Source organism: Pectobacterium aquaticum, assembly GCF_003382565.3.
GTDB lineage: Bacteria > Pseudomonadota > Gammaproteobacteria > Enterobacterales > Enterobacteriaceae > Pectobacterium > Pectobacterium aquaticum.
In genome coordinates this window covers 451,910-476,902 of sequence record NZ_CP086253.1, presented here as the reverse complement: position 1 = coordinate 476,902, position 24,993 = coordinate 451,910, and the positions used below count along the sequence as shown (strand labels likewise).

The 24,993-nt window shown below is 49.5% G+C and carries 26 protein-coding genes; 2 read left to right on the top strand and 24 right to left on the bottom strand.

The features are described from left to right. Nucleotides 1-12 precede the first annotated feature (12 nt). The 23 genes from DMB82_RS02205 to DMB82_RS02095 all read right to left on the bottom strand — a co-directional run bounded on the left by DMB82_RS02205 (nt 13) and on the right by DMB82_RS02095 (nt 21,956). Nucleotides 13-666 (bottom strand): prepilin peptidase, encoded by a 654-nt coding sequence (locus DMB82_RS02205; RefSeq protein ID WP_116164946.1) that lies wholly within the window; start codon nt 664-666, stop codon nt 13-15. Continuing rightward, nucleotides 663-1,181 carry a lytic transglycosylase domain-containing protein gene (locus DMB82_RS02200; RefSeq protein WP_103157570.1) on the bottom strand — a complete coding sequence of 173 codons (519 nt, stop codon included), beginning with the start codon at nt 1,179-1,181 and terminating at the stop codon, nt 663-665. Before DMB82_RS02200 ends, DMB82_RS02205 begins: the two co-directional genes overlap by 4 nt. A gap of 5 nt (nt 1,182-1,186) precedes the next feature. Continuing rightward, nucleotides 1,187-1,783: a type 4 pilus major pilin gene (locus DMB82_RS02195; RefSeq protein WP_103157523.1), complete on the bottom strand. Its 597-nt coding sequence runs from the start codon at nt 1,781-1,783 to the stop codon at nt 1,187-1,189. A gap of 56 nt (nt 1,784-1,839) precedes the next feature. Then, the gene (locus DMB82_RS02190; RefSeq protein WP_116164948.1) at nt 1,840-3,006 is read right to left on the bottom strand and encodes a type II secretion system F family protein; all 1,167 of its coding nucleotides are present in this window, start codon (nt 3,004-3,006) and stop codon (nt 1,840-1,842) included. A 2-nt stretch (nt 3,007-3,008) separates the two neighbouring features. Next, nucleotides 3,009-4,568, bottom strand: a complete 1,560-nt coding sequence (locus tag DMB82_RS02185; RefSeq protein WP_116164950.1) for an ATPase, T2SS/T4P/T4SS family — start codon at nt 4,566-4,568, stop codon at nt 3,009-3,011. Further along, nucleotides 4,568-5,077, bottom strand: coding sequence for a type IV pilus biogenesis protein PilP (gene pilP / locus DMB82_RS02180; RefSeq protein ID WP_102118379.1), 510 nt, complete (start codon nt 5,075-5,077; stop codon nt 4,568-4,570). Before pilP ends, DMB82_RS02185 begins: the two co-directional genes overlap by 1 nt. After that, a complete protein-coding gene (gene pilO2, locus DMB82_RS02175; RefSeq protein ID WP_116164952.1) occupies nt 5,074-6,387 on the bottom strand; it encodes a type 4b pilus protein PilO2 in 1,314 nt (437 codons plus the stop codon). The genes pilP and pilO2 overlap by 4 nt, the downstream gene beginning before the upstream one ends. Before the next feature lie 10 nt (nt 6,388-6,397). Continuing rightward, nucleotides 6,398-8,062 carry a PilN family type IVB pilus formation outer membrane protein gene (gene pilN / locus DMB82_RS02170; RefSeq protein WP_116164954.1) on the bottom strand — a complete coding sequence of 555 codons (1,665 nt, stop codon included), beginning with the start codon at nt 8,060-8,062 and terminating at the stop codon, nt 6,398-6,400. Nucleotides 8,063-8,071: 9 nt separating this feature from the next. Continuing rightward, nucleotides 8,072-8,518 (bottom strand): type IV pilus biogenesis protein PilM, encoded by a 447-nt coding sequence (locus DMB82_RS02165; protein ID WP_116164956.1) that lies wholly within the window; start codon nt 8,516-8,518, stop codon nt 8,072-8,074. Then, entirely contained in the window at nt 8,518-9,861 is a 1,344-nt protein-coding gene (gene pilL2 / locus DMB82_RS02160; protein ID WP_116164958.1) for a PFGI-1 class ICE element type IV pilus protein PilL2, read from the bottom strand. Before pilL2 ends, DMB82_RS02165 begins: the two co-directional genes overlap by 1 nt. Before the next feature lie 150 nt (nt 9,862-10,011). After that, on the bottom strand, nt 10,012-10,449 hold the full coding sequence (locus DMB82_RS02155; RefSeq protein ID WP_116164960.1) for a DUF29 domain-containing protein: 438 nt from the start codon (nt 10,447-10,449) through the stop codon (nt 10,012-10,014). Nucleotides 10,450-10,520: 71 nt separating this feature from the next. Next, nucleotides 10,521-11,105, bottom strand: coding sequence for a hypothetical protein (locus DMB82_RS02150; protein WP_125176153.1), 585 nt, complete (start codon nt 11,103-11,105; stop codon nt 10,521-10,523). Between the two features lie 100 nt (nt 11,106-11,205). Beyond that, nucleotides 11,206-11,754, bottom strand: coding sequence for a single-stranded DNA-binding protein (locus tag DMB82_RS02145; protein WP_116164964.1), 549 nt, complete (start codon nt 11,752-11,754; stop codon nt 11,206-11,208). A 64-nt stretch (nt 11,755-11,818) separates the two neighbouring features. After that, nucleotides 11,819-12,313, bottom strand: coding sequence for an STY4534 family ICE replication protein (locus DMB82_RS02140; RefSeq protein ID WP_116164967.1), 495 nt, complete (start codon nt 12,311-12,313; stop codon nt 11,819-11,821). A 627-nt stretch (nt 12,314-12,940) separates the two neighbouring features. After that, a complete protein-coding gene (locus tag DMB82_RS02135) occupies nt 12,941-14,971 on the bottom strand; it encodes a DNA topoisomerase III (protein ID WP_116164969.1) in 2,031 nt (676 codons plus the stop codon). Then, a complete protein-coding gene (locus DMB82_RS02130; protein WP_116164971.1) occupies nt 14,971-15,753 on the bottom strand; it encodes a PFL_4669 family integrating conjugative element protein in 783 nt (260 codons plus the stop codon). Before DMB82_RS02130 ends, DMB82_RS02135 begins: the two co-directional genes overlap by 1 nt. A gap of 196 nt (nt 15,754-15,949) precedes the next feature. Next, nucleotides 15,950-17,146 carry an STY4528 family pathogenicity island replication protein gene (locus DMB82_RS02125; protein WP_116164973.1) on the bottom strand — a complete coding sequence of 399 codons (1,197 nt, stop codon included), beginning with the start codon at nt 17,144-17,146 and terminating at the stop codon, nt 15,950-15,952. Between the two features lie 171 nt (nt 17,147-17,317). Then, nucleotides 17,318-17,572, bottom strand: a complete 255-nt coding sequence (locus tag DMB82_RS02120) for a ParE family toxin-like protein (RefSeq protein WP_072013554.1) — start codon at nt 17,570-17,572, stop codon at nt 17,318-17,320. A gap of 8 nt (nt 17,573-17,580) precedes the next feature. Next, on the bottom strand, nt 17,581-18,195 hold the full coding sequence (locus tag DMB82_RS02115) for a DUF2857 domain-containing protein (protein WP_116164975.1): 615 nt from the start codon (nt 18,193-18,195) through the stop codon (nt 17,581-17,583). Between the two features lie 24 nt (nt 18,196-18,219). Beyond that, on the bottom strand, nt 18,220-18,492 hold the full coding sequence (locus DMB82_RS02110; protein WP_116164977.1) for a hypothetical protein: 273 nt from the start codon (nt 18,490-18,492) through the stop codon (nt 18,220-18,222). A 2-nt stretch (nt 18,493-18,494) separates the two neighbouring features. Next, a complete protein-coding gene (locus DMB82_RS02105; protein WP_116164979.1) occupies nt 18,495-20,201 on the bottom strand; it encodes a ParB family protein in 1,707 nt (568 codons plus the stop codon). Continuing rightward, nucleotides 20,201-21,568 (bottom strand): SPI-7-type island replicative DNA helicase, encoded by a 1,368-nt coding sequence (dnaB-PI, locus tag DMB82_RS02100; RefSeq protein WP_167469187.1) that lies wholly within the window; start codon nt 21,566-21,568, stop codon nt 20,201-20,203. The genes DMB82_RS02105 and dnaB-PI overlap by 1 nt, the downstream gene beginning before the upstream one ends. After that, nucleotides 21,561-21,956 carry a hypothetical protein gene (locus DMB82_RS02095; protein ID WP_116164983.1) on the bottom strand — a complete coding sequence of 132 codons (396 nt, stop codon included), beginning with the start codon at nt 21,954-21,956 and terminating at the stop codon, nt 21,561-21,563. The genes dnaB-PI and DMB82_RS02095 overlap by 8 nt, the downstream gene beginning before the upstream one ends. Before the next feature lie 230 nt (nt 21,957-22,186). Between DMB82_RS02095 and DMB82_RS02090 the strand changes: the two genes are divergently transcribed. Beyond that, entirely contained in the window at nt 22,187-22,594 is a 408-nt protein-coding gene (locus tag DMB82_RS02090; protein ID WP_116164985.1) for a hypothetical protein, read from the top strand. 13 nt (nt 22,595-22,607) lie between these two features. Here the strand turns inward: DMB82_RS02090 and DMB82_RS02085 are convergent, their stop codons facing one another. Further along, nucleotides 22,608-23,495, bottom strand: coding sequence for a ParA family protein (locus tag DMB82_RS02085; protein WP_116164987.1), 888 nt, complete (start codon nt 23,493-23,495; stop codon nt 22,608-22,610). A gap of 424 nt (nt 23,496-23,919) precedes the next feature. On the opposite strand from DMB82_RS02085, the gene DMB82_RS02080 reads away from it, so the two are divergent. Beyond that, the gene (locus DMB82_RS02080; protein WP_228400033.1) at nt 23,920-24,864 is read left to right on the top strand and encodes a tyrosine-type recombinase/integrase; all 945 of its coding nucleotides are present in this window, start codon (nt 23,920-23,922) and stop codon (nt 24,862-24,864) included. Nucleotides 24,865-24,993: the final 129 nt, after the last annotated feature.

Sequence of the window (24,993 nt, the reverse complement as noted above, 5' to 3'; positions counted from 1 at the left end):
CGACCTCTTCTATCAGTGCCAGAGCGTAAACATAAAACGGTCCGCCAATCGCTGGATATCCGTCGTAAAAGGGATCATCAGCGCCCCACATCCGGCCATCCAGGGGCCGAGCGGCGTGTGATCGCGCGCCGTCAGTTGCATCGTCAGCGCACCAGCAATCAGGGACATAAACAGGATCACGCTTCCAGCGATCCCTGTCCAAGCACTCAAAACCAGCCACAGCATGATGTCTCCCCGCCCGGGTAGAAGAGCGGACAGCGACGGTCGGACAATAACGGCAATAAGCGCAGCCACCACGACCACGGCAGACATCACCATCACCGGCTGAATGATGTAGGTTGGCAACGGTGAGTAATTCAGCGCAAGAAAAAACAGCGGGACGGTATAACTCTCAGGTAGCCATTCCCTTTCCACATCAGCCACAGCACAGGCAAGCAGACCCGCCTGCATCACCAGTAGCAACAGAGAGCCGGACTCATGAACATAAAGTGATACCAGACTGGCAAGCCAGAACGGAATAACGAGCAACAACAAGGTCATTCCGTTCAGCACTCGTGCAGGTTGCAGCGCCAAAAAACGCTCTATCCAGCGAACGTGCTGGCAAGCCAGCCAGGCGACCATCGTCAATACAACGAAAAGTAACGGGGCTAAAATGAATAGACTCATTTCAGTACGACACCCCGTCGTTCGCGTAACAACCGTTTATAGCGTTCCCAGATGAGGTTGGCGTATTTCTCACGCAGCCGGTGGCGCTTATCGCCGAACCCCGCGTTGTAACTGCCCAGGCAGTTCCAGCTCACACCACACACCTGGAAATGGGATGCCAACAATCGGGTACCAATCTGAATATTCAGGCACGGCTTATCCAGCAAATCCTGCACTGTCGCAATAATGCCCTCCCGGATCAGTTTTGGTACATTCCCCGAGTTAACCATCATCAGACCGTAATCCGCACTACCATCCGAGTTGCTGCGGTTGACTGCTTGCGGATTAAAGCTGCTTTCCTGCTCCATCACCGCCTCAATCAGCAGTGAATCGATGACGTACTTCACACTCGCGGTGTGAATACAGGCCAACCAGGGCTGCACCGTATATTTCACTGGGGGTTTACCCAGGGCAACACTGTTGCCTGGGGAATAAGCCAGAAAGATAACGGTGATCAGCAGCAATGCATTGGCCATGATCATCAACGCGAAGTAGTAATAATCAACGTTTTGTCACCACCATCACATTGCGTACCAATCAACGTCGCGGCAGTTGATGTCCCAGTGGTCACGTTGGCCGTCAGCATCGCGGTACTGCCAATGGTGACGGAATAAATAGATTCTCCAGCATTCAGGAACATTTGAGCCAGATCACCACAGCCTCCCTCAGATACTCCCGTCAACGTCATCGCAACCGAGTTATTAAATGCCGATCCATTTGTCCTGGCGGGAGCCAGGGCATACGTTCCGCCATAGCGGTTGTAATAGACATCACCAGTGCGATCGACAGACGCGGGAATACCATTGACCGCACGCAGGGTTGCCATCGAGGCACCGGTATACCCGGCCCGACTCTTTAATTTACGCGACTGTTCTAACATGGTCGTTACTTCAGTTTGCGTAGCACTGTTCTGATACAACCCCCACAGATAAGCCCCCAGTTGAAAGACAAGAATAACGACCGCTGCAGCGACCACAACCGCGATAATCGCATCTTTCAAATTGCCTCCCCGAGCAGGGGTGATAAGCCACTTCGCAATACCAGCCTTGCGGCGGGATGTAGTCAGAGACGTTTCCATTCAATAACCTCTTGATAAATAACTAGCGTTAAAAAAATATAATGTAGTGATACGGGTCAGAACCCTTGAGAACTCAAGGTCATCGTCAGCCCGACCACAGCGAACATGACGTAAATCAGAAAAGCGCCGATCACGCCCCCCAGACCAAAGGTCAGCCAGTTACTCAGTGACCGAATACGCTCCAGTGCGACAGGCATTTGCTCCTGCCCCCAGTCATTGAGCACATCAGCAATATCCCGGCTGGCGCCGGCACGACTAAGAAAGATGGCACTTTCCCTGGAAGGGAAGTTGTAGCCACTTTCATAGAGCGCCAACCCCAGATTGCGGCCACTGCGCACACGGAAAGCCGCAGCATCAAGGCGCGCGACAAGCCATGGTGAGGCGTGCTTACTGAGCGTATTCAGGACGTCCAGCGGCAACATGCCCGCCTTCAGCAACGAACCGGCACTGAGCATAAATAGCGCCCCTTGCAAGGTGGAGTAGATCGACCAGGGAGGAATAAACTCAAGAAAGCGGCGACGGATAACGCCCCCACGCTTCGGAATAGTGCGGATAATGCGGAAAGTGATCATACCGATGACAAAACACAGAACGGCTCCGTGCTCTTGTATCCCGTGGCTGACACTGTTCAATATGATGATATGCAACGTCCAGCGCTCCTCTGGGATCAGCTTGGACATTGCCGGTAACAGATGTTGTGATACGCCGTAGAGTATCCCGGGTACAGAGCACAGAACCAGGCCCATCTGGCCCAATGCAGGGACCATCGCACTGCGTATTTGCTGAATATATTTAAGCAGGCTGATAGATTGGGCTAATGCCTCAGACATATTGCCCGAGACATTACCCACCCGAAAAAGCACAGCTTCTAGTGGCGAGCACCAGGCTGCCAGAACATCTTCCGGTGTCGCTATCTGATCGCGGGGGCCGGGCAGATTCATCTCCCCGAATGTGCGTTTGCTAACCGCATCGCTCAATTGCTGGCACAGCAGGCTACCGCGATTACGCCGTTTTCCGTTATCGCTGTAGATATCCCGCATAATGTCGAAAATTTCTGCCGGCAGCATCTCCATTCGCCAGAACGTACGCACCATCTGCCAAAACTTAATTCGTTCCGTCAGCCAAAACGTCCGGCGCATCATCGGCGGCCAGGTTACAGAGAGGATCAGAAAAACCCCTAAGACCAGCAGCACACAGAAGATGACTATCAGTAATGTCACCATGGCTAGGCACACTCCCTAAAATCGCGGTCTTCATCTGGATCCATGTGCTCTGTGGCCATCACCAGGTCTGTCTGACCAGCCAGCAGCAGACGCCGCAAATGCTGCCCACGACTAAACCCGCCCGCCTGAAGCCAGAGCCGGCGCGCCACAAAACTCCCCTCTTCCAGCCAGCTTTTCATGATATGACGGTCGGGGCGCACGATTTCAGCCACGATGGTTCGTCCACTAATTCCCTGGTTAATTGCGGTTCCCAGCAATTGCTTCGTGCACTTACCGCAACCGTCAGGGTTTCGAAAACGTAACTGCTCAAGCTCATCCGTATTAAACATGCGCTTTGCCAGCGTCTGATGCGAAGCCGGGATCAACTGACGTTTAAGGGCTTCAGACCACGGCAACGCACAGGACGGGCAGAGCGTATTCACCAACGACTGTGCAATCAGTCCCCGAAAATACGTCGGGTTCGCCAGCTCACGCGCATCAATTCCCCAGTTACGCATGCGGGTCAGTGCATCCAGCGGATAAGTGCAATGGAGCCCAAACCAGCCAGGGTGGCCACTGACGGACGTTTCCAGCGCAGCGTATGCTGATGCGTAGTCGCGGGCTTCTCCGGTATAGATACCATCCGGGTCAAGACGCATGGACATCACAACACTGCCTGCCCAGGCCTCTCCCGCTTGATGCAAGCTGAGGTTGTCAGTATTAACAGCACACTGTACGGCGCCCAAAATCAGCCCCTCGATCGGCGCTTCCTGGGTCTGGAGACTAACCTGCCCGTTGTTTCTGGCCAGCCAGCGACTGGCCAGTACCCTCTGCGTCGTGGATTTACCGGAACCGGTCGTCCCACATAGACCGATAAGCCCCTGCGATGTCAGCTCAATTTCTTCCACCGCCGCTTCATGCTCCGGCTGATAGCCTAAGCTTTGCAGCGTTCGGGTACGCCCACGATCGTCTTCAATCAGGCGCATCACCGCAAAAACACCACCATCGTCAGTCGGACGATGGCTATAGCGGGCTGCATACAAATTCATATCCGCCAGAAATTCAGGTTTAACACGACCATCCTGAGCAACACGCGGGTTGTAACCCTGAGATTTGGTGTCACACATACTTTCCACCATAGTCGACAGCAGCGTTCCTCCCTCTTCAAAATCCGGTTCACGAATGGTGTACAACAACCCATTGATCCGGGTACGGATCCGGCTTCCCTGGCGACGGTCGAGATGTACGTGAATATCAGAGGCGCTCATCGAGATGACATCGCGGAACATCCGACGGACCTCGCGCTGAGCACCACTGATCCCCGCTTCCACATCATGCGTATTGGCCAGCCCTACCTGACCAAGCTCACTTTTCATCACGAATTCAGGCGGCAATGGCTTCAGCCCGGCCCGGCGCAATCCGGCAAACCAGCTGATGAATTCCGGCTCCTTACTAATTTCCCGGTTAATGCGCACACTCACAGACTCGTTATCAAGACGAATGAGCTCAATGTCATCACGGTATGGCTCTGGAACGCGGCAGGCCAAATCGGCATCAGCTGATTGATGGTTATCCGTTTTCATTACTGCGCTACCCCTGTCTGGATCATCTGTCCGTTGCTAAGTTCGACACCGCGTGAAGTGATGCTTTTCACGCGATGCTCACTGCCTGGCCAGGTATCGCCTGGCTGAAGTACGATACGGCGACCATTAAATTCAGCCGCCGCGCGCAGCGTTCTGTTTTCACTCCATATCTCTTTCAACCGCGCAGCCGTAATAGCCAGGCTTACCCCGGCGCCTTTGCTCGCAGTCCCAAGCCCAACACCTGGTGTAGCTGAAGGCAGTAACATATCGGGCCGGTTCTTCAGCGTTTGCCCCTTCAACCGACTTTCCGCCAGTGCGTTCTGCGCGTCCTGACGAGCCTGCTGTGTTTTTATCAAATCAATTTCCAGCTCGACAGCTCTCAGCGTCCTGACTGTCACTTCATCAGAAACCAGGACGTCCCCTGAGGGAACAGGACTAATTTCCGTCATATCAGAAGCCAATACCGATGCTGTAAACAGCAACGGAAATAGGGAAAAAACTTTCATCATGGTGTATTTCCTTCTGGTGCAACGCTGTCCTGGGCACGACTGTACGCCGTTCCATCCCATGACCAGGTCAATGACCGCCCCTCAACCTTCAGTCCAATACGCGTCAGACGGAGTCCCGCCGCAGACAAACCTGACAGCTGAAAGGAAGGGGCTAAGCGAGAGGTATGAGAAAAGGCAAATGCGCTCCAGTCCTGAATCCACTCGACCGTTTCATCCACCGGAGTTGATGTTGGCGGAACATTCTGGAGTGACGGAGGGATCCCCCGGGACTGAAAGAAACTCAGCAAAAGTCGACGGTGAGTTTCACTGTCAATCACGTGATCGTCACCGCCACTGGGCAGCGCAGGATAGGAGAACGCCACCTGCGCGTTATCCCCACTCTCATCGATAAAGACAACCGGTGAGCCTGGAAGAGACTGCACAGCCTGAATCAGGCGGTTGACCGTCGCCAGTCGATTGTTCTTATCCCGCACCCATGCGGTCATAACGCCATCAGCCCGGCAGTCGGCAGAGGACAATGGCCAAAAACCCAGATCCAGAGGAAGCGCATCCAATTTACGTTCGCAGACCGTTAGCAAAGTCTGAGCCGATGGTTGCATCACCCATGGATGGGGTAATACACGTTTTTCTTTTTGAGAAAGCTCGTTGCCCCCTGCAGCCATCGCAGCCAACTTTGCTTTTGCTGCCTGGGCCTGGCGAGCAGACCAGTTCTGCCAATACTGCACGCCCCACATCCCTGCAATGCTGACCGCAAACAGCACAGGCAAACTAATCAATAACGTACGTTGTATTCTGGCGGGACACGTCAATCGATAACGTGCTGGCCAGTCGCGACGACGCAACGGCAGGATATCAGCGGGTACCGCAGGCGCATCCGGCGTAGAGGCCACATGCCATCCCGCTTCCGGCGCAAGCGTGAGGTTAATAAATTCATTTGTGATGGCGAACATATCGTCGCGCGTACCGCAAATGTCGCCGTTAAGCGCAGGAACACCGTGAATAGTCGCTAAAAAAACATATTCATCGTCACCGAGTTGGACAACGCCATACCCGTTTTCCCCCGTCCAGTTCGTCGCCAGTGCGGCAAGTGACCACAACCGACCTGGCCTCCATGGGCAAGCGCCCGTGACCGCTGACGCACCAGAATGAATATCGGAAGCTGGAGCTGAGTTCGCTTTATTGCGCCGACGAACAGGGTTGAGCTTCAGGGATAACATATCGCGCCCAAACCGCTGGACACTTTTCTCTGCTGTCGGCTCCCAGCGCAATCCTGCGACTAACCCACCATTCTCATGAGGTACAGTAATCACATCGCCGCCCTCACATCAGAACTGGCGTAACGGCGATGATCAGGGTGACATCATCCGTTTCACTTGATTTACCACCGCCGGCGACAGTGACATCAGGATCAAATGCGCCTTCCCGAGATGTAGTCAGATTGCGCGAGTTATAACCACTGACGATCAACGTCTGACCCGGCCTCAGATTAACCCGTTCACTTAAGCTCCGTACGGTGGTATACGGCATCTCCATTTTGGTTCTTCCGTCCTCAGATGACTCTTTGCGCAACTGAGCCGGATCGGAGTGACTGAAGTTAAATTGCAGTTGAATATCGCCTTCATCACGGATATCAGGCAATAGTGTCATCTGTGTCCCCGTAGTGATGCTTCCGGGTTCCATGTCCGTCGTGGCATAATTTTCGGACACGGTTGTTTTCTGGTTTCGCAGGTAAACCATCTGGCCCGCAATCTGAAACGGTGCAGGAACCAAATTAGTCGTCGTTGCCTCATGAGCCATCACAACAGACACTTTGCCTTGCGACTCTAACGCTCGGAACAACGCCGTAGTGCCTGCAAATTTTCCATCAATAACATTGATACCTGCGGATGAAATTGCAGTAGTGGCCGTTGGCGTACCCGCCAACGTTAAGCCAAATCGATCGAGACGATTAGCAACAACAGACCAGTCCAGTGACGTCTGACTGGAACCTTTGCGCTGAACCGAATAGACGCTGACCATAAGCTTGACCATCCGATTCATACGCACATTCAGGTTGTCGATATAACCCTCAACTCTGTCCAGTACCTGGGGAACATCTGTTACAACAAGTTCGCCCGTTGAACCAGAAAGGTGCCAGTTCCCCGATGGACTGATCATCGACTTAATGGATTGACCGATGTCATTATGAATTTTGCTTTCCAGCTTAACGCTAGTGCTCTGTCCTGAATTCTGGCTGCCGCTTACCGAGCTATTATCACCTCCGGCTGTCGAGCTACTAGTGCCGGTCAAGTTGGAATTCATGGATGTTTCAGCGTTGAGAACCTTTAATCGGTAAGTTCGCGTGTCCAGGTAATACAGCACCACCTGATTGTTTTCGAATTTCCAGTTAAGCCCCGTACGCGATGTGATTTGGTCCAGTGCCCCACCGAGAGGCTCACCTTCCCAACTGATATCAGTAATCAGTCCCGCACCGATATTCGGTGAAAATGACGAGGTAGACGTTACGCCGCCAATACTGGCCAGTGCGGGACGCCCACCGTCATCCGGACGAGGAAGTGCCCCTTGGATAGCGCGAGTCGCCCCAGCGCCCCCCTGTGATGCTGAGCCGGATAGCGCACTCATGGCATCAGGCGTTATCACAACAGGGAACCCGCAACTGCGGGTAATACGCTGGCCAACCTCATACAGAGACAAGCTGCCATCAATAATCAATGTCAGGCTGCATGGAGGTAACTTGACCTGTTGCGCCCGTGCACTGACACGAATAGGACGGGGATTGACCCAGGGCTCGTCAACCCAGACAAGTGAAGGAGAGGAAGGCTGTGTGCGAGATAATCCATGTAACTGCTCAGCCGTTCGGATATCCCGCTCCGCTTGCTCATCTGCCCCCCTAAACCCGTTGGTAGCACAACCATTCAGGACGGTAGAAACAAGCAATGCCAGCGCAACGTTCCGGTATGTAAAATGCGGGGTAAATTGTGACATCGTCTTCTCTTAGTTGATGTATACCAAAGAGCCTTCCGTGATGCCGGCAGGCAATGGAACTGGCCAGGGAGCGGGGTCAACAAGAGTATTCACACGCCCTTCGTTGATACGAGCCAGAAGCCGTGAGTCGCGTGATAATTCACGTAACACCCTGGCCATACCTGGTTTTTCTTTTGCCCACACGAAAACTCGTCCGTTATATTCGGTGCAGTAAATGTCTGGGTTATCTTCCAAACCAGGGATTGAAAGCAGATTCGAAGGACGGTTCCCGGGACATAAGGACAGGACATTTCCCCCCAGAGCTTTTAACCTTCCTAGCGTGTTGGCTGTCTGAAGCATTTGGCGTGCCGTAGAAGTTTCTATGACCGTATCCACCGACAAATCACCAGTAGAGCGTGCCCCCTGGTATCCGCCAACCAGGACTAACAACGCCATTAACACCAACATGCCTTGCATCAGTTCAGCCCTGTTCTTAGGGGTTTATCAGAGACCACAACAACACACTGGCTGCGGTTAGCGAGGCCATAGAGCGGGGTATCCACTTTCCCATCCACCCTTTCTGGTCCATATAAATAAAAAATGCGGTTCACAAATGCATCGAAACTGCCATGGATAACCAGACGAGGCGGCAAGGGGTAATCGACATTGATCGGCCAAACAACGGCCCATTTACCGCCATACGGGCAATCCACCGTGGAGGCCTGCCGCGTCAAAAACTCACGTAATGTGGTGGTGCCCGGCTCTGCTTTCCAGACGGGTGTAATAACTGGTGCGGACTTGGGTTCAGAAGCTAGGGCTGGAGACGCTACTGGCGTCGGGACCACAGGTGCAACTACTGCTGGGCTCGTCTTAGACGACGTCGAAAGCAACTTTGCCGTTTCATCTTTTTTTGGCGGCTGCGCGACAGGAGCCGGCGGCAATGCTGTCGTCGGTGCCAGGATTGATTTTGCAGCTGGAGCTGGAGCGACTGAGGATTTTACAGGTGATGGCAGCGCAGACAACGGGGCTGTTTGGGCGGCAGCAGAAGGTTTCGATATGGAGGCAGAAGCGACCGGCTTGTTCACAGAAACAGGTACCCCCGTGGCCAATACCGAAGGTTTACTCTCTGTCGCTGTCGGCGAAAGCGTTGTCAGGGTTGGTACAGGTAAGGGTTGGCTGTCCGGTTTTAACATGCCTGACTTCGTCTGCGCCCCTGGGTTCGTAAAAGGATTTCCGGAAGTGCGAGGCGGGACAGAAATGGCCGATTTAACGGGGGAAGGAGACAATGATGCAGAAGCGGCCGGAGCAAACGAACGATATTCGTCACGCAGAGCAAAGCAGACTTCACGATTCACATCGTCAACTCGTAGCCGCCACGCGGGCCCCGCAACTATCTGCAACGCTTCACTGAGACGAACCGGACCAATATTGCGCTGGACACCTGGCAAAGGTCGACCAAGCAGCTCAGAAAACGTTGATGACGTTGAGGGGCACAACGAATAACCAGACTCCAGCAACAAATAACGAAATCCATCCCCGACGCTACGCACCAGTTGCGGCGGCATCGTGATGTCGATAACTTGGTTGAGTGGATCGCGTTGTGAATCTGCAGGGCGAGTGCTGACCAGTGTGTAACGGTCATAACGCACGACGTCAGGTGAACGATTTTGATAAATATCGTTCGTCCTTGGCTGCACAGCCGGGCGGGAAACTGAAGAGGTTGTTTGTTGTGCACACCCCACTACCAGCATTGCAGCAGAAAGGCATGCCAGCGTCGTCGTAGCTGGCGTATTTCGAGGGTGCCGCATAGGTCTTGTCATCAGTCTCCACCGTGTTTAAGAGAAATCTCAAAATCAGGTGGTTATTCTGCCGACAAGCCTTAACAGGACAACGCTAAACTAAAAACGAGCTCAGAAAAGAAAAACGCTGGCCAAAGCCAGCGTTAGTGTCCCATAGCTACACGGGAGAAGTTAATTTGGCCAAAACTCGGAATACAACACATCATCTACCGTCCAGATTTGTTCATCCGGCAGGTTTTCAAGATGGGTTTCATCCGCGGCAATGGCGACTGCTTTAGACCAGATCACATCATACCAATCAGGGTCATTCAGTTTAGTTTTCAGGCTGGGAGACTCTTTCAGTGCGTATGCCACATCTTTACGCTGCGCTTTTATCGTCTTTTCCCAGCTCGAACCACGACGTTCCGGTTGATATTTCCATTTCAGCAGGTGAGCAATCAAGACAGCCATGCGGCTTGCTAGCTCCCGTCGTTCGCTCTTACCCACGTCTGCAATCTCCTCCGCGATATTCTCGCAGTCGATCTCTGAAAATTTACCGGAGCGTAAAAGTTCCACCTGTTCATTCGCCCAGGCGACGACATCAGTCTCGTATCGAGTATGAGCAGTCATTTTACCCCCGTAAGATCACAGACAAAGTAAGTGTTTTACTAAGTCTGTCATGTAAAAAAGTACCCGTCAATTTAGCTAGCAAGAGCGAGAACTTCCGGATACTGCCGCCAGTGCCGATCGACATCAGCAAGCAATAGAGTGTTTGCCTTATCTCTCATTCGTTCCGCGGTTGAATAATTATCCCATGATGCTTCAATCGCGGCTTCTTTACGGAGTTCTTCACATTGGGAATACAATTGATTCGCCTCCGCATCACTAGAAACAGGTGGAGTCCACAGAATACCCTCCCCAGCAAAAACACCACCGATGACCAGCCTTCCGAATCTATCTAGAATTCTGATCTGACCAGGATAAAAACTTTGTGGCCCACAGTCATGCCCCAGCTCGGGATCATAGTAATCAGCCTCTTCATCACGAATCGGCCAACTATCACTGCGATTAATAACCATTAATCGGTCAATAATCTCTGCAATAGTGGCACCGCCAGAGATTTGAAGTGATTCAGTTCGGTAAAAGGAACCATAGTTCCGATCATCCTCCAAGTACTCAACGCTGCCCATTACCTCAGCAATGAATTGTCTGTTGAAGATATCTTCACGTAGCGAAATGCCTGGCTCATAAGGTGTATGAAAAAAAGAAGGTATATTGTTCATCATATTCTCCTAATTCGGTTCATTAGGAGAACTTTCCCGCGGGAAAATTCTCCCGCAAGGAAAGGTAATAAGAAAAGCGCCAGAACAACCCTGGCGCATGAGATTAAGAAATGGCATAAAGCCCATGATTTGAAATACTTAAACCGAGCGGCGCGAACGGTATATCGTCGTCGAAGTCCATTGGCGGTTCATTGCCTGCTGGACCGGGTGACTGAGGTGTACCACTATGTGATGGTGCGGTTGGCTGCTGTGGTGTCCCCCATGACGTATTCGCCGCACTTTGGTTGTTATTTCCAGCGTTAGGGCGAGAACCCAGCATCTGTAATGTGCCGCCAACGTTAACGACAATTTCTGTCGTATAGCGTTCGACACCAGCCTGATCGGCCCATTTACGCGTTTGTAATGAACCTTCAATGTAAACCTGAGATCCCTTACGGAGATATTCGCCAGCGATCTCAGCGAGCTTCCCGAAAATCACCACACGGTGCCATTCGGTCTTCTCTTTTTGTTCACCACTTTGCTTATCCCGCCAGGTATCAGAAGTCGCTAATGTGATGTTGGCTACTGCCCCACCATTCGGCATATAGCGAACTTCAGGATCCTGACCAAGATGGCCAATTAGAATAACTTTGTTAACGCCACGTGAAGCCATAATCTTTCTCCTTTTACATTGAAAAACACCCCGTGAACGGGGTGTCTATAATGAGTACCTGTTATCAGAACGAGTTTTCCGCGTAAGCTTTAGAGGCTGCGGCACCATCCTGAGGAGGTACGGAGTCAGGTTTTTCAGCTTTATAGACCTGTTTTTGGCCTATCTTAATCCAGTCAACCTTAATCAATCGGGCCTTCTGGCTAACACGCTGTTCACCGGCATGGTCACCGGATTTTAATGTAAAAATCTCAGCAGAGAGATTACTCAGTGTGAATCCGATAAGAACTTTCTGATCCTCATCAGACGCCTTTTGGCAGCGTGCGATCAGGTCAGTCGCCTCTTTACCAGCCACTGTGACATCAAAACGAACATAGTTCGCTTTATCTGCCGGACCACTTAAGGCATTAATGACACAACTCAGGAATTGTCCTGATGTGCCAGTAACGTGACGGATATTACTGACATATCCCAATCCATTAATCAGAAGATTAAAATATTCTGATTTGCCAGTTTGAGAATTGTTTTGGTTTTGAGCTTGAGTATTGTTATTTGCAGACATAGTGTTCTCCAGGAGTGTTAAATAAGGTGTAACGGAGAAAACATTTCCCTTGAGGGAATTGTTTTTCCCGTCAAGGGTCAGGATCAGCTGTTATCCTGACTTGTCTGGTTAGTAAAATCGGACCTTCATCACCACGCTCGCAACGGCGTTCAAACTACCTGGTGATACCTGCTTCCAAAGGCTGGCAGATTTACCACACGCAACTGAGCGTGTTCTTCCTTACAGGCTACAGAAGTGTTCTTTTGTGGCTACCCGAAGGCGATCCTCACGAGCCACTAGATCATTGGTGGTCATCGAAGATGACGAGTAAGCACGGTCATTTTTAAATCACAGCGCAATATCGTCAAACCTAAATTGTTTATGTACCGGTAAAAATAAAAACGGTGTCGGTTTTATCCGACACCGTCTGATGGGGTGTACCATATCCCTGAGGTATTCAATGTGGCTCCGAGGAAATTTCCCGACGCGCTTTTCACGGAGGGTATGCGTCTTACAGATCGACTAGTGTGCGGTAGCCATCTGCTGGGCTAGTAGCGTTCAATTCCCCGTAAGAACATCACACTACGTCGTAGCCTGCGAGGTACGAATTGCATCAAAGCGGAATTACAATATCAAAAATACCACTTGTCAGGTAACCGGTTTATTCTTAATTTTTACTGTCCTTTTACCTGATTTACTTTTTGTTTTTGCTCCTTCACTTACAACACCTTTGCAAAGGGGGTACTTTATACATCCCCAAAATATTCCATTGGCACCTTTTATTCTTTGAGTAATACCGCCACATGTTGGGCATGGCGGAGTAACGGGAGGCGTTAGTGAAATTGTTTGCTGTTTGCCCTTTTCAACTAAGATTCGTGTCCATTCTGTCTGGCGCTGCATGAAGACTTCAAGAGAGAGTTTGCCCTGATATATATCTTCCAAAGACTGTTCCCACAACGCAGTCATACCAGGACTGGTTAACGTCTCTGGTAGGGCTGACACCAGTTCTCTGGCCATTAGGGTCGAATGAATATAGGATCCTTTTTTCTCCAGATAATTCCGTTTAAACAGTGTTTCAATAATTCCACCACGTGTTGCCTCCGTCCCCAAGCCAGCATTCTCACGCAGTACCTTTTTTAACTCAGGATCAGTAACAAAACTTGCCGCATTTTCCATCGCTGCAATGAGCGTTCCGTCAGTGAAATGAGATGGTGGCTTAGTCTGCAGAGACTTAACCTCTCCCCCCTTTATCTGACATAAATCATTTTGACTTAATTTGGGTAACTCACCACCGCCGTTATCATCCTGCTCCTTAGTGGCTACATTATCTTCTTTCTCGTCGACAAAAAGAGCCTTCCAGCCGAGCACAACACTAATACGTCCTCGGGTTCGAAATAGTTGTCCGCCGATATTAAACGTTGCCTCGGTTACATCAGATTCCTGAAGCGGAAAGAATTGCGCCAAGTAATGTTGCCGAATGAGAGAATAAACCTTTAATTCATCCTCCGATAATTTCGCAATATCAAAGGATTGCCTGGTAGGAATAATGGCATGGTGCGCAGTTATTTTTTTATCATTCCAGACGCGGGAAATAAATGAGCGATCAGCCCTTTGCACTGCAGAGGCTACCACAGGATCGGATTGCACAAGCGCAGAAAAGACTTCATCAATCTCTGTTTTCATTGATTCAGGTAGATATCCGCAATCCGTTCTAGGATACGTGGTCGCTTTATGTGTTTCGTAGAGTGCTTGCGCGATACCAAGCACCTGATTTGCCGCCATACCCCATTTACGAGAACAAACTTGCTGAAGAGCGCTTAGGCTAAAACATAAAGGTGCAGGGATCCTATCTCGCTTCATCGTAACATCAAGTACCACAGCCGTTTTAGTATTTCGGCACAACTGCTCTACAGCCAACGCTGCATTTTGCTGTATGCATCGGTGCTCGCTATCACAGTAACCATCAGCCGGAATCCAGGTAGCGGTAAACGGAAGACCGTCTTTTTCTAACTCAGCCAAAACTTTCCAATAGGGCTTTGCTACAAAACTATCGATTTCAAGATCACGACGAACCACGAGCGCCATCGTTGGCGTTTGTACTCGTCCGATAGACAATACATCACGCCGACCAAAACCTTTATCACGAGCCTTTAAGGTATAGAGGCGAGTCAAATTCATACCAATCAGCCAGTCTGCTTTACTGCGCCCCATGCCAGCATAATAAAGACGAACCGTTTTCTCACTTGGGAGGAGATTATCTAGTCCTTTTCGGATACTCGCGTCGTCAAGGGCGCTCAGCCACAGGCGCTTGACGTTTCCAGTAAAATGGCAGTAATCCAGTAATTCTCTGGCCAGAACCTCCCCCTCGCGATCCGCATCTGACGCAATAACAACATCATCAGCTTGCTTCAGCAAACGACTAACGACAGAAAATTGATCCGACGTGTCTTTCTTTACAAGAAGCTTCCACTGTGAGGGAAGCATTGGCAGAGAATCAAGGCTCCATTGAGCAAATTCATCACCATATGACTCAGGATTAGCCAGCTCCAAAAGGTGACCAATAGCCCAAGTAATTGTAATGTCCTTACCAAAAAGAAACCCTTTACCTCTTTGGGTTATTCCCATAACTTTCGCTATGTCTTTGGCCTGAGAAGGTTTTTCGCATAAAAATAAACGCATTACTCCCTCCCTACAGGAGAAAGCCGCGCAGAAAAAGAAGAACGTACTTTCCCAGACATAATGTCTGCATCAGGTTCCCCGTAAATCTCAATAGCTTTCAGACCTGCTGGCGTTCTGGCAAGAATATCATTGCGAGTAACAGTAACAGCACGGTAATTCTGCACGATGCTGTATATCTGTCTGATCGCATATCCTCCCTTATCCAAATATTGATCGCGAGTTGCACGAGAAATAAGACCGTAGTGGAAAGCCTGAAATACCTTCATCGCCAGTTGGTCATAGCCAACCAATAGCCAAACGCAGCGATATCCAAGCGGAGAACTACTATAAACACCGATATTTAATGGAGAAACGGACATAACATCGGATAGCGTTATAGACACTGGAATAGATTTCAGGATCTCCGATATCTCTTGAACCACTTGCTGCACTTTATCTGTCGACACTTCAATCGCATCTTCCAGCCTAACAAGCAGCGCATCAGCATAAGGGTTATCGGCGACAGATGCCTGATATACCTGACCGGCCCGTGATATCACTTGCGGCATGCTAAAAATACGGCGAGGAGGTCTTTGTGAATTTACATCGGCTGTTGCAATTTGCTCCTTGCGGCGTCCGTCCCATAACCTGATAGCATAATGAGTATGGAGATCGAGAGTTAAAGATGATTTCAATGCGCCGGAACGGGTTTCTCGTTCACGGACAGATGATGAAGTGACTGGCTCTGATGAAGCGGGTTCCTGATGGGTGTCATTATTTACACCACGATCTAACTCTGACATCGCTAACTCCTTGTGCTGACCTAAAATATTTCTGATATGGGTTAGAAATATTCAGGGGAAAGGAGTAACCAGCTCAATTCCAAACCAGTTTTACAGATCTATAAATATCCATGAATTAAGCAAACAGAATGATGTGGTCACTTTTTAATCGCTGCTGGCAGTGCCAGCAGCGCCTGTTTTTTAACCACCTCAACAATCATCCAGCCGCACACTTCCGTCGTATCTCAGCCAGTACACTCTGAACATGCGCTCTATCAGAAACTTTCGCAGTTGGCTTAGGCATAGCATCACTTACCTCCGTAGGAGTTTGGGGCTGAACAGGCGGTTTGGACGCTCTTTGGGTAAAGAGTTTTCCGTCGCGAGCCCGTTTTAATACGGCCAGTAGCCAGCCAATGGGATTATTGAGCCCCCCGTCAGAAAGCGCCCTTTTCAGGGATTGCAACACCTGCTCGGCTTGTTCGCAGGTCAGTCCCTGAAGTTGTTCTGTCGCCATGTTACGGTCATCAAGTGACAGCAATTGCTCAAAGGCGCCTGGCAGTACGTACGTATTTCTTTTTACACAGTGTGTATTACTACGTACGTAACGGTTCGGATTCCGAACTGAGTGACAACCCCTTGAAATACCACTGAGTTCGGATTCCGAACCAGGTGATTTATCCCCTTCTGGATGACTGAGTTCGGATTCCGAACTCAGTGATTTTGCGTCCGAACTTGGTGATTTTTGTCTTAGTTCGGATTCCGAACTGAGGTGACGAACACTCTGTCTGGCTACCATTTGTTGCGGTGTTTGTGCGGAACCAAGGCGACTCTCAATAAGTGCAATACGGCTATGACGATGCCGCATCGTTGTATCATTTTTGATTTCGTTCAGAACGTCCCACGCTGTCTGGCTGATAGTTTTATTTTTATTCCGGCACGCTTCAGCAACTGTGTCCAGCCAACCCGGATCGAAAATCTCCGCATCACGGAATGAGAGCGGTTCATCATGCTGTGCATAAATATTCCCCCGAACGCGCCCCTTTTCATCGCGAACGCGTTTGCACAAACTTAGCCAACCGGTGATCCTCAGCATCAGCAGTACGCGGCTAATGGTTTCCCGAGACGCCCCACCTTTATGTGGAGAAGCCAGTTGGAGTTGTAATTCATCATAGGTAGGGAAAATTGCGCCCTCATTTTGCTGGGCATACAAACGGATCATCATCCAGGCCATCTTATCCAAAGGAGATAGCCGAGTGTCTAATAGTAAACGTCTGGGGTATGCATCATGTACGTTCCCCATATAAAGCAGCCCGCTACGCAGCTGTCCCGCGTCATCAGCGGGTATTCGTTCAGCCAACCGGAGATTCATCTTCTCAACGGTGTAGGCTATCAGGCTGTCTGCTGGCAGATTCATATCGTTGTCCTTATCGCTGACTGTTTCTTATACGGCTGTTGGCTCGTAATAAAAAACATCAATGCACTTGTTTCTGCATCCGAATAGTCAGATGCAGCATAAACACACTGATTAGCCATATTTTAATTGACTCATTTTTAATACTTAGATTTCGTCATATTCCACCTCATATTATTTTCGTATTTCTTTGTTATAACGTTCGTGATTCATTAACTCCCAGGAATCACCATGATTTCGACTCAATAGCCTCCAAAATGGACCGATATCAATTTTTAAATACCTGGAGTTTTTTTCCGTAAGACGGGTGTAATTTCGCTCTCCTTCTCGAAAGCGTCTAATTTGATTCTTAGCCTTGTGGTAATGTGATTTCGGCACGGTTGCCGGAGCATATAATCCCGGCATAATTTCGCATAAACGAGAACGCATTATTATCCTCACCGTGATACCGTTTTTCTTGATGATTCAGAAGAAATATTCATCCGATGCGTTTGACTCCATGACCGAACGGCGTGCCAAACAGCCGTCAACGACACATCCATCTGCTCTGCGGCTAACATCATGACATCCAACGCTTCGCCACTGTCGACATTCTCTACAGTAGCCAATTGCCAACGCTGCCATAACGCTGCACTTTCCTCTTCACTCAGAACAACGCCACGCCCGGGGCGAACATCAATGCCAGCAATACGCCGCCGGTTCGCCACTTCCAGACTGGATAGTCCAAACATGTGTTGCATGAGTTCAATGGAGCCGCCGAGTGATAACGCACGATCAATTCGCTGCGTACGCATTTGTTCACGCCGGGCATGTTGAACCAAGCGGTAAAAATTCTCGTGATGAATGTAGAACTGCAATACAGAAACAGAGCTATTGGAAATATAGTGAAGATCTTCAATCGTCAGACTTTGCAGTAACTGCATTTCCTCTTGCTTTAATCCGAGGGACTCACAGCGGCGTATGTAACCACTTTTCAAATCCATCACTAATTGAGTCAAAAGATTATTTGCTGACTGAGAGGCATTTGCTATTTGTTGTAAATTTTCACTCATAAAGTTGGCTCCATGTATAAAATATTATTTATTTCTTTTTACACTATCTAAATGTTTATCCGACAAATACAGATGAATACGCCGAAAATCAGCAATTAACGGCGTACATTCATTCGCTGTTTTTAAGAAAATGTCACATTCCTCATGCTGGCTGAGTATTTCTCCACAACGATCCAATATTCTGACATCGTCTGTATACGCTTCTTGTATCTGGCGCTCTTTCTCTTTTATCGCACTGGATAGAGCAATAAGTAGCACTTCATAATAAGTGCCACTTTCTAAAAGTAATTTTCCCATCCCTATTGCTCAGTTTGTTCCATAGAGATCTGACGCTGATGCTCACGTAAACGACGCAATACTCGAATCAGTCGTAACATTTTCACGGTGTAAGTATCGTCGAGAACGGGTGAGTCACCTTTATTTGCAGAGCCAATAACATTCAGGCAAAAGCTGAACATGTTGAATGGTTCAACTTCGCCTTGCTGGCCAGTGAGTCCATTGAGAAAGAGAATGAATGGCGCGTTGGAGCTTGATGCAATATAGCCAGCCTCAAAAGGCCCTTTCGCTTCCAAGATCTCGTTGGGATAACCCATAGCCTCAGCCAACTCAAATGCCAGTCGATACGCGCTATCCTGTAAATGTTCGATGTCATCCTGGAACGCAGAAATCTGCCAGATATCAGAAACTGGCTCCAGACCTCCGTTAGCAAAAGAAAGTACAGAAGCAGAAGAGGTCAGTTGCTGGGTCGAATGCCCACCCGATGTCGTCTGGCTCTCTGAGTCTTCACCCTGGCGATTTGCCAACGCAGAAAGATCGCCTTGGTTATCGTTATGGGATAATGCATTGTTATTGCCCTGAAACTCCCAGTCCTCTGCATTTTCATCATCATGAGGCTCGTCGTTTTCGTTAGTATGCTGACGATGAGCACCACTTGCATCGTTTAACGAGGGGGGAGAAAAATGCTGCCTATCACCATTATTTCCATCTTGTGAGGAAGGTGGGGATGCAGATTCCGAACCAGCCGAACCAGCATCGTTACCCCCTTTGTCCTTATTTGTCTCTCCAGTTGATGACTCATGGACAAACGCAGGTAAGGGCTCGGTCTCGCCGAAAAGCTTGCGCTGATTGCGAACCTTCGGATCTAATTCCATTACCCAGCGATCGTAGTTAAGAGACGTGTGTGGTAAAGCACTGACCAGGTCACCGATAAACTCGTCTCGGAACATTTCCAGTGACCAGTCATCCGGAGAATCAAATTTTTTGCAGCATCCGCCAAAAACATCTTCAAAAGACAATTCAGTTGAAACGGTTAAAACATATTGTGACCAAATTTTTTCAGCGTCATGTCTTAATGATAATAAGTTCCTTATTTGGGGAGCTCCTAATCCAGACTCAAGCAAATTTGGCATATATGGATACAGGAAAGTTATCGTGCTCTCCATACGGCTAATACTGGAATTGTCTATCGGTAACCCGGCCTCCGTCAGCAATGTGGCTAACTCACGCAGCGATACCGATTTGCCAAGTTGTTCCTCGTAAATGTTGCGAGCTTTTTGGATACCGAAAGCTTTTTCTATAAAGGTCAATTCGCCACGGACTTCATTCTCAGCCAGATGGCCAATGACACACTGGAGACGGCCGGGCCACGGTTTGAAAATCACGGTATGACGAAAGAAGCGCTCTTCCTGCGTTTCCGCCCACAGTTCGCTCAGGATTTCATAGCGTGTATTACCACCGTCACTGAAGACATAAAGGTCAGGTACATTTGGATCGCGAGTTACCTTTAGTACGGTATCCAAACCTCGATGACGTATGGACTCTTTAATCTCATCGTATTTGGGATTACGTTTGGTTCTCGGGTTATCCGGATGAGGCCCCATCTGATCCAACGTCAGCACCATCGGCATTTCATTGACCGGCAACGCGGAAACCTGAGCGGTTGCAGGCTCCCGACTACCTTGTAGCATTGCGTTACCAAGCTGCAACGAGGCTATTTTTTTATTCATCAGTATTTCTCTCCATAGCCTAAATGCCATTCTCTAAAACGCGTATATTGCGCATCAAAGGCAAGTTTTACGGTGCCCACTGGCCCTTGGCGTTGTTTACCAATAATGATTTCAGCCAACCCTTTATCTGAGGTATTCGGGTCATAAACCTCTTCACGATGGATGAACATAATCATGTCCGCATCCTGCTCCAGAGAACCACCATCCCTAAGATCGGATAGGGTCGGTCGCTTATCAGCTCGGGTTTGTGACGCACGATTTAGTTGAGATAACGCCAGCAGAGGAACATTAAAATGTTTGGCAATGGCTTTGAGAGAACGAGAAATTACCGATATTTCCTGAGTGCGGTTTTCAGAACCTGGAGAACTCATTAGCTGTAAGTAATCAACCATGACTAAGCAAGGTTGACCGTATTTACGAATAAAACGGCGTAAACGAGAACGTAACAACGATGGGGTTAAATCACTGTTATCATCAATGACCAGACGATCGCCCCACGATTTCATGACACCCAGTGCATCTGATATTCGCGCCCAATCCTCATCATTCAATTGGCCGCTGCGCATTGCCTGGACACTGACACCTGCAATAGATGCAGCCATACGCATGAGTAACTGGTCTGCTGGCATCTCCAGACTAAATATGAATACGGGTTTATCAGATACACGCTCAAACGCATTTTCAGCGAAATTTAGCCCTAACGATGTTTTCCCCATGGAGGGACGTGCGGCAAGAATAATCAGATCCGCTTCCTGAAGACCGCACGTTTCTTTATCTAACTCGCTATATCCCGTAGGCGTTCCCGTTATTCCATCGGATACGGCATAGTTACGCTCTAGCCGATTGACAACCAGCGTCAATCCCTGCTGGAGTGGTATTTCAGTTTTGGTTTCACGCTGCTCCGATATGTCAAAAAGCGCTTGCTCAGCCTGTTCTGCAATATCAGACACTTTTATTCGTCCCTGTGCCGTGGACATGGCATCAGCGCTGATTTGTTTACCCAGTGTAACCAACTGACGAGCCTGGCTCCTGTCTCTGACAATTTCAGCATAAGCATTCGTATTCGCTGCACTGGGCGTGTTTTTGGCCAGCTCTGCGAGGTAAGCAAATCCGCCAATTGACTCAAACAGGTTATTAGGGGCTTTTTCGATGGATTCAGACAGCGTTATGAGATCGATGGGTTGTCCGCTCTCGACCAACCGTTGCATAGCCTTAAATATCTGCTGATGTGCCCGGTTATAAAAATCGCCGGCAACGACCCGTTCAACCACATCGTCCCAACGGTTATTCTCAAGCATTAATGCCCCGAGAACTGACTGCTCGGCTTCCAAAGAAAAAGGAAGATGTTGCGTCTGGGAGTTAGCCATGCGCAGCCTCCTTTCCGCCACAGCCAATCTGGCTAATGCTCATGAATGCTTTCACCAGACGCTCATGTGTTCTGGGAGAAACTAGCATTAACGGCCAATCATCCAAATAACTGGGACGTTTTGCATCCGGATTCCAGCCAGTTTCAAACAGCATCGTGTCACTAGATGACACTTTATTATCCAAGGAGAGAAGGGACAATTCTTCTTCGGGAAAAACGTTGTAAACAATGACTGACGACTCAGGAACACCCCACGTATTGGCCAGAAGTGAGCGTGCGCGTTCCCCCGCATGCTCAGTGTAAAATGTTTCAAAAAAAACGGTCTGCTCACCAACGTCTTTATAGCGCCAGTAGTTGCAAGAGCAGAATGCTCGATGGAGAGTCTTCATTGCGCTCCCTCCATCGCATAGCCACGAGCTGAAATTACATTAAAGCCATGTAATAACACTGTTTTTAATGAGGTTATGTAAACTTCTGAAAAGGGCGTCGAATCTACCGTTCCAAGGGATACACTCCATTTTACTGACAGATCATTTCCTGACCGCTTAGTTTGGCGACTTAGGTCAGAAGGAACTGGCAGCAAACCCAAAAACAGAGAACCTAACAACGGAGATCCGACATGGATTCTTTTGAAAAACGCTGTAAATTTTTTTACCGTCAGGCAGCTGAAAAGTATTCGGAATATCCCGGTGCAGAACTGATTCAGATGTCCTACCGCTTGTTGTGGCTGGGCGAATGGCTCCGTCTGACACATAACTGGCATCAGCAATTCAGCCCCAGTTCCCCGCGAGAAGCATTGGAATACGCACTGATTAAACAGCATCAGTGGACGCCGGAAATTATTCAAAACATGTCCGATAAAGATATGTCGCTGGCGCTGACCGACTATTGGACTGCTTTTGCAGCCGATCCTGAATGGAGCTCCAGACAATGGGATATCGAGAAACAACTCGACCGATTGGATGATCCCTACACTGGAATGGATCTTTGGCCGAAAAGCACGCTGGCAGATGCCATTCCGGCATAACAGTGGCTGAAGGTTAGACATTAGCTACCTCCCCTGCACCAGTTTGGTTCCGTAGAACGGAATCGAACTGCTCTTTCCAGTGTGGGAAGAGTTCGCAAGCGAGACTATGCATAGTCACTGCAGCCGCAGCGCTTTTGCGATCGGTTACATATTCAAGACGGTGGACGGGTTGACCAAAAGCATGACCACGCTTATAGACTTCGAGCTGGTCAATTTTTGTTTCAAGAATTGAAATGTTTATACTTTCGGATTGAAGGTATTTCTTCTCAGAAACGATATTGCCCAACTCTTCCAGGGTCTTACGATCCAATGATGTGTTCTCAACACAGTTGGCCAAAATTTTGATATCAGGGATCTGAATTCCGTATGCCTGCAACGCAAGTAAGCGGGACATGAGACGCACAGTTCCACGCATGAATTCCCGAACATCAGGAAGTATGGGTTTAATCACGCCAACAACATTTTCTGTGGCAGCCAGAACAACGAGCTCAACCATCACGCCAGCAGCCCCTTTCGAGTCAATCATGATGACGTCGTAACTTTGGAAGCTTTGATGCTGAAGGATATTCTTGAGACGCATGCGTCCATCAGGGGCATGAAGCATTGCAGTGGGAAGACGATCATCAGGATCGTTGGAAATGATGAGATCGAGGTTGGGTATGGCTGTTCGAGAAATTATGCTCTCTGGCTGGTTTAAATCTGTTGTCTGCATTAACAGTTCAAACAATCCAAACGGAGCCTCATGCTCCAGCGCATAAATACTGCTGGCTGTAGGCTGCGAATAGTCGCCATCGATAAGCAAAACCTTCAACCCTGCATCAGCAAAAAAACCAGCAAGATTAGCAGCTTGAGTAGACTTACCTTCGCCGCCCTTTGTCGAAATTACGGGTAAAATTTTCATTTTGCACACTCTTTTGAATGTGCAGCTTATTTGCGGCTATCTCAGCACGAGGATTGAAAATCCTCGTGTCCTTGGTTCGATTCCGAGTCCGGGCACCATTTATTTAAAGAAACCAGCCTAACGGCTGGTTTTTTGCTTTTGGGGGATTCGGACTCTCCATCGAACACCGTTCGATTATTCGCCGCAAGCGGCTCACCCTTTCAGGGCCAGCGCGACAAGCGCGCTGTTCAACGCCTCCGGCGTTTGTCCGAGTCCGGGCACCACCTTTCCTTTTTTATGCCTCCTTATCAATCCCTATGTGTATGTAATTCAATAAGTTGGCGTGAAAATCTTTTCCGATACGTTTTGATTTATCCCTTCGTATCGGGGAATTTGTGGGTCAGATTGCGGGTCATTCAGTTCGATGAACGGGAGTGACCCTCACATGTTAACTGACAGCAAAGTCCGATCCGCGAAACCTCTCGCAAAATCTTACAAGCTCACTGACTCGCAAGGCTTATACCTGACGGTATCCACCAGCGGCACTAAGCTATGGTATTTTCGCTACCGTTTCGGCGGTAAAGAAAACCGTCTGGCTTTTGGCCCCTACCCGCAAACTACGCTGGCGGAAGCCCGTGAAAAGCGCGATGCAGCACGTAAGCTGCTGGCGTCCGGTATCAGTCCCTCTCAGCTTCGCAAAACGAACACCCCCGCCGTTGAGGAATCCCGCACCTTTCAGTATGTCGCTCTGGCATGGCACACCAGCAGCCTTAAACTCTGGTCGGAAGCCCACGCCGATAAAATTCTTACCTCCCTGAAACGCTACGTTTTCCCCGCCATTGGCGCAATGGATATCGCTCAGGTTGAAACACGACATCTGGCACAGTTGGTTAAGGCGATTGACGATAAAGGCGTGCATGACGTCGCCGGACGGGTGCGCCAGCATCTGACTAAAATCATGCGTCACGCCGTCCAGCAGGGCGTCATCAAATACAATCCGGCTTACGATTTGGACGGCGTCGTGACCCCAGTCGCGACCCAACATCATCCCGCCCTGCCACTAAAACGCCTGCCTGAGCTGCTGGCGAAGATTGACAGCTACAAAGGCCGGACGTTGACCCGTCTGGCGCTGGAGCTGAATCTGCACGTTTTCCTGCGCTCCAGTGAGCTGCGTTTTGCACGCTGGGATGAATTCAATCTGAAAGCGCATATCTGGAGCGTGCCCGCCCAACGTGAAGCGGTAAACGGCGTGCGGGCTGCCTACGTGCATAAAGCGGAGCATCTGGAAGCCAGAATCGAAATGATGCAATGGTGGTCGGATTATCTGGACGTCAACCGTGAGGGCTATGTCGCACCGTATATTTATGCGCGGAGTCATTCGGCTGGCTAACGCGCTGCGCTTGTTGGCTCCTGACGGGCTTTCTATGTGATAGAAAACCCGTCAGGAGCATTGTCTTAAAACCATCCGGGCATTCTGCCAAACGTCTTTTGCTACGTTAGGATTTGCTATATCACTGAC

What these genes read in the sequence shown, in the direction of transcription:
- DMB82_RS02205 (WP_116164946.1), bottom strand. Translation starts at nt 666, where the DNA reads ATGAGTCTATTCATTTTAGCCCCGTTACTTTTCGTTGTATTGACGATG.
- DMB82_RS02200 (WP_103157570.1), bottom strand. Translation starts at nt 1,181, where the DNA reads ATGGCCAATGCATTGCTGCTGATCACCGTTATCTTTCTGGCTTATTCC.
- DMB82_RS02195 (WP_103157523.1), bottom strand. Translation starts at nt 1,783, where the DNA reads ATGGAAACGTCTCTGACTACATCCCGCCGCAAGGCTGGTATTGCGAAG.
- DMB82_RS02190 (WP_116164948.1), bottom strand. Translation starts at nt 3,006, where the DNA reads ATGGTGACATTACTGATAGTCATCTTCTGTGTGCTGCTGGTCTTAGGG.
- DMB82_RS02185 (WP_116164950.1), bottom strand. Translation starts at nt 4,568, where the DNA reads ATGAAAACGGATAACCATCAATCAGCTGATGCCGATTTGGCCTGCCGC.
- pilP (WP_102118379.1), bottom strand. Translation starts at nt 5,077, where the DNA reads ATGATGAAAGTTTTTTCCCTATTTCCGTTGCTGTTTACAGCATCGGTA.
- pilN (WP_116164954.1), bottom strand. Translation starts at nt 8,062, where the DNA reads ATGTCACAATTTACCCCGCATTTTACATACCGGAACGTTGCGCTGGCA.
- DMB82_RS02165 (WP_116164956.1), bottom strand. Translation starts at nt 8,518, where the DNA reads ATGCAAGGCATGTTGGTGTTAATGGCGTTGTTAGTCCTGGTTGGCGGA.
- pilL2 (WP_116164958.1), bottom strand. Translation starts at nt 9,861, where the DNA reads ATGACAAGACCTATGCGGCACCCTCGAAATACGCCAGCTACGACGACG.
- DMB82_RS02155 (WP_116164960.1), bottom strand. Translation starts at nt 10,449, where the DNA reads ATGACTGCTCATACTCGATACGAGACTGATGTCGTCGCCTGGGCGAAT.
- DMB82_RS02150 (WP_125176153.1), bottom strand. Translation starts at nt 11,105, where the DNA reads ATGATGAACAATATACCTTCTTTTTTTCATACACCTTATGAGCCAGGC.
- DMB82_RS02145 (WP_116164964.1), bottom strand. Translation starts at nt 11,754, where the DNA reads ATGGCTTCACGTGGCGTTAACAAAGTTATTCTAATTGGCCATCTTGGT.
- DMB82_RS02140 (WP_116164967.1), bottom strand. Translation starts at nt 12,313, where the DNA reads ATGTCTGCAAATAACAATACTCAAGCTCAAAACCAAAACAATTCTCAA.
- DMB82_RS02135 (WP_116164969.1), bottom strand. Translation starts at nt 14,971, where the DNA reads ATGCGTTTATTTTTATGCGAAAAACCTTCTCAGGCCAAAGACATAGCG.
- DMB82_RS02130 (WP_116164971.1), bottom strand. Translation starts at nt 15,753, where the DNA reads ATGTCAGAGTTAGATCGTGGTGTAAATAATGACACCCATCAGGAACCC.
- DMB82_RS02125 (WP_116164973.1), bottom strand. Translation starts at nt 17,146, where the DNA reads ATGAATCTGCCAGCAGACAGCCTGATAGCCTACACCGTTGAGAAGATG.
- DMB82_RS02120 (WP_072013554.1), bottom strand. Translation starts at nt 17,572, where the DNA reads ATGCGTTCTCGTTTATGCGAAATTATGCCGGGATTATATGCTCCGGCA.
- DMB82_RS02115 (WP_116164975.1), bottom strand. Translation starts at nt 18,195, where the DNA reads ATGAGTGAAAATTTACAACAAATAGCAAATGCCTCTCAGTCAGCAAAT.
- DMB82_RS02110 (WP_116164977.1), bottom strand. Translation starts at nt 18,492, where the DNA reads ATGGGAAAATTACTTTTAGAAAGTGGCACTTATTATGAAGTGCTACTT.
- DMB82_RS02105 (WP_116164979.1), bottom strand. Translation starts at nt 20,201, where the DNA reads ATGAATAAAAAAATAGCCTCGTTGCAGCTTGGTAACGCAATGCTACAA.
- dnaB-PI (WP_167469187.1), bottom strand. Translation starts at nt 21,568, where the DNA reads ATGGCTAACTCCCAGACGCAACATCTTCCTTTTTCTTTGGAAGCCGAG.
- DMB82_RS02095 (WP_116164983.1), bottom strand. Translation starts at nt 21,956, where the DNA reads ATGAAGACTCTCCATCGAGCATTCTGCTCTTGCAACTACTGGCGCTAT.
- DMB82_RS02090 (WP_116164985.1), top strand. Translation starts at nt 22,187, where the DNA reads ATGGATTCTTTTGAAAAACGCTGTAAATTTTTTTACCGTCAGGCAGCT.
- DMB82_RS02085 (WP_116164987.1), bottom strand. Translation starts at nt 23,495, where the DNA reads ATGAAAATTTTACCCGTAATTTCGACAAAGGGCGGCGAAGGTAAGTCT.
- DMB82_RS02080 (WP_228400033.1), top strand. Translation starts at nt 23,920, where the DNA reads ATGTTAACTGACAGCAAAGTCCGATCCGCGAAACCTCTCGCAAAATCT.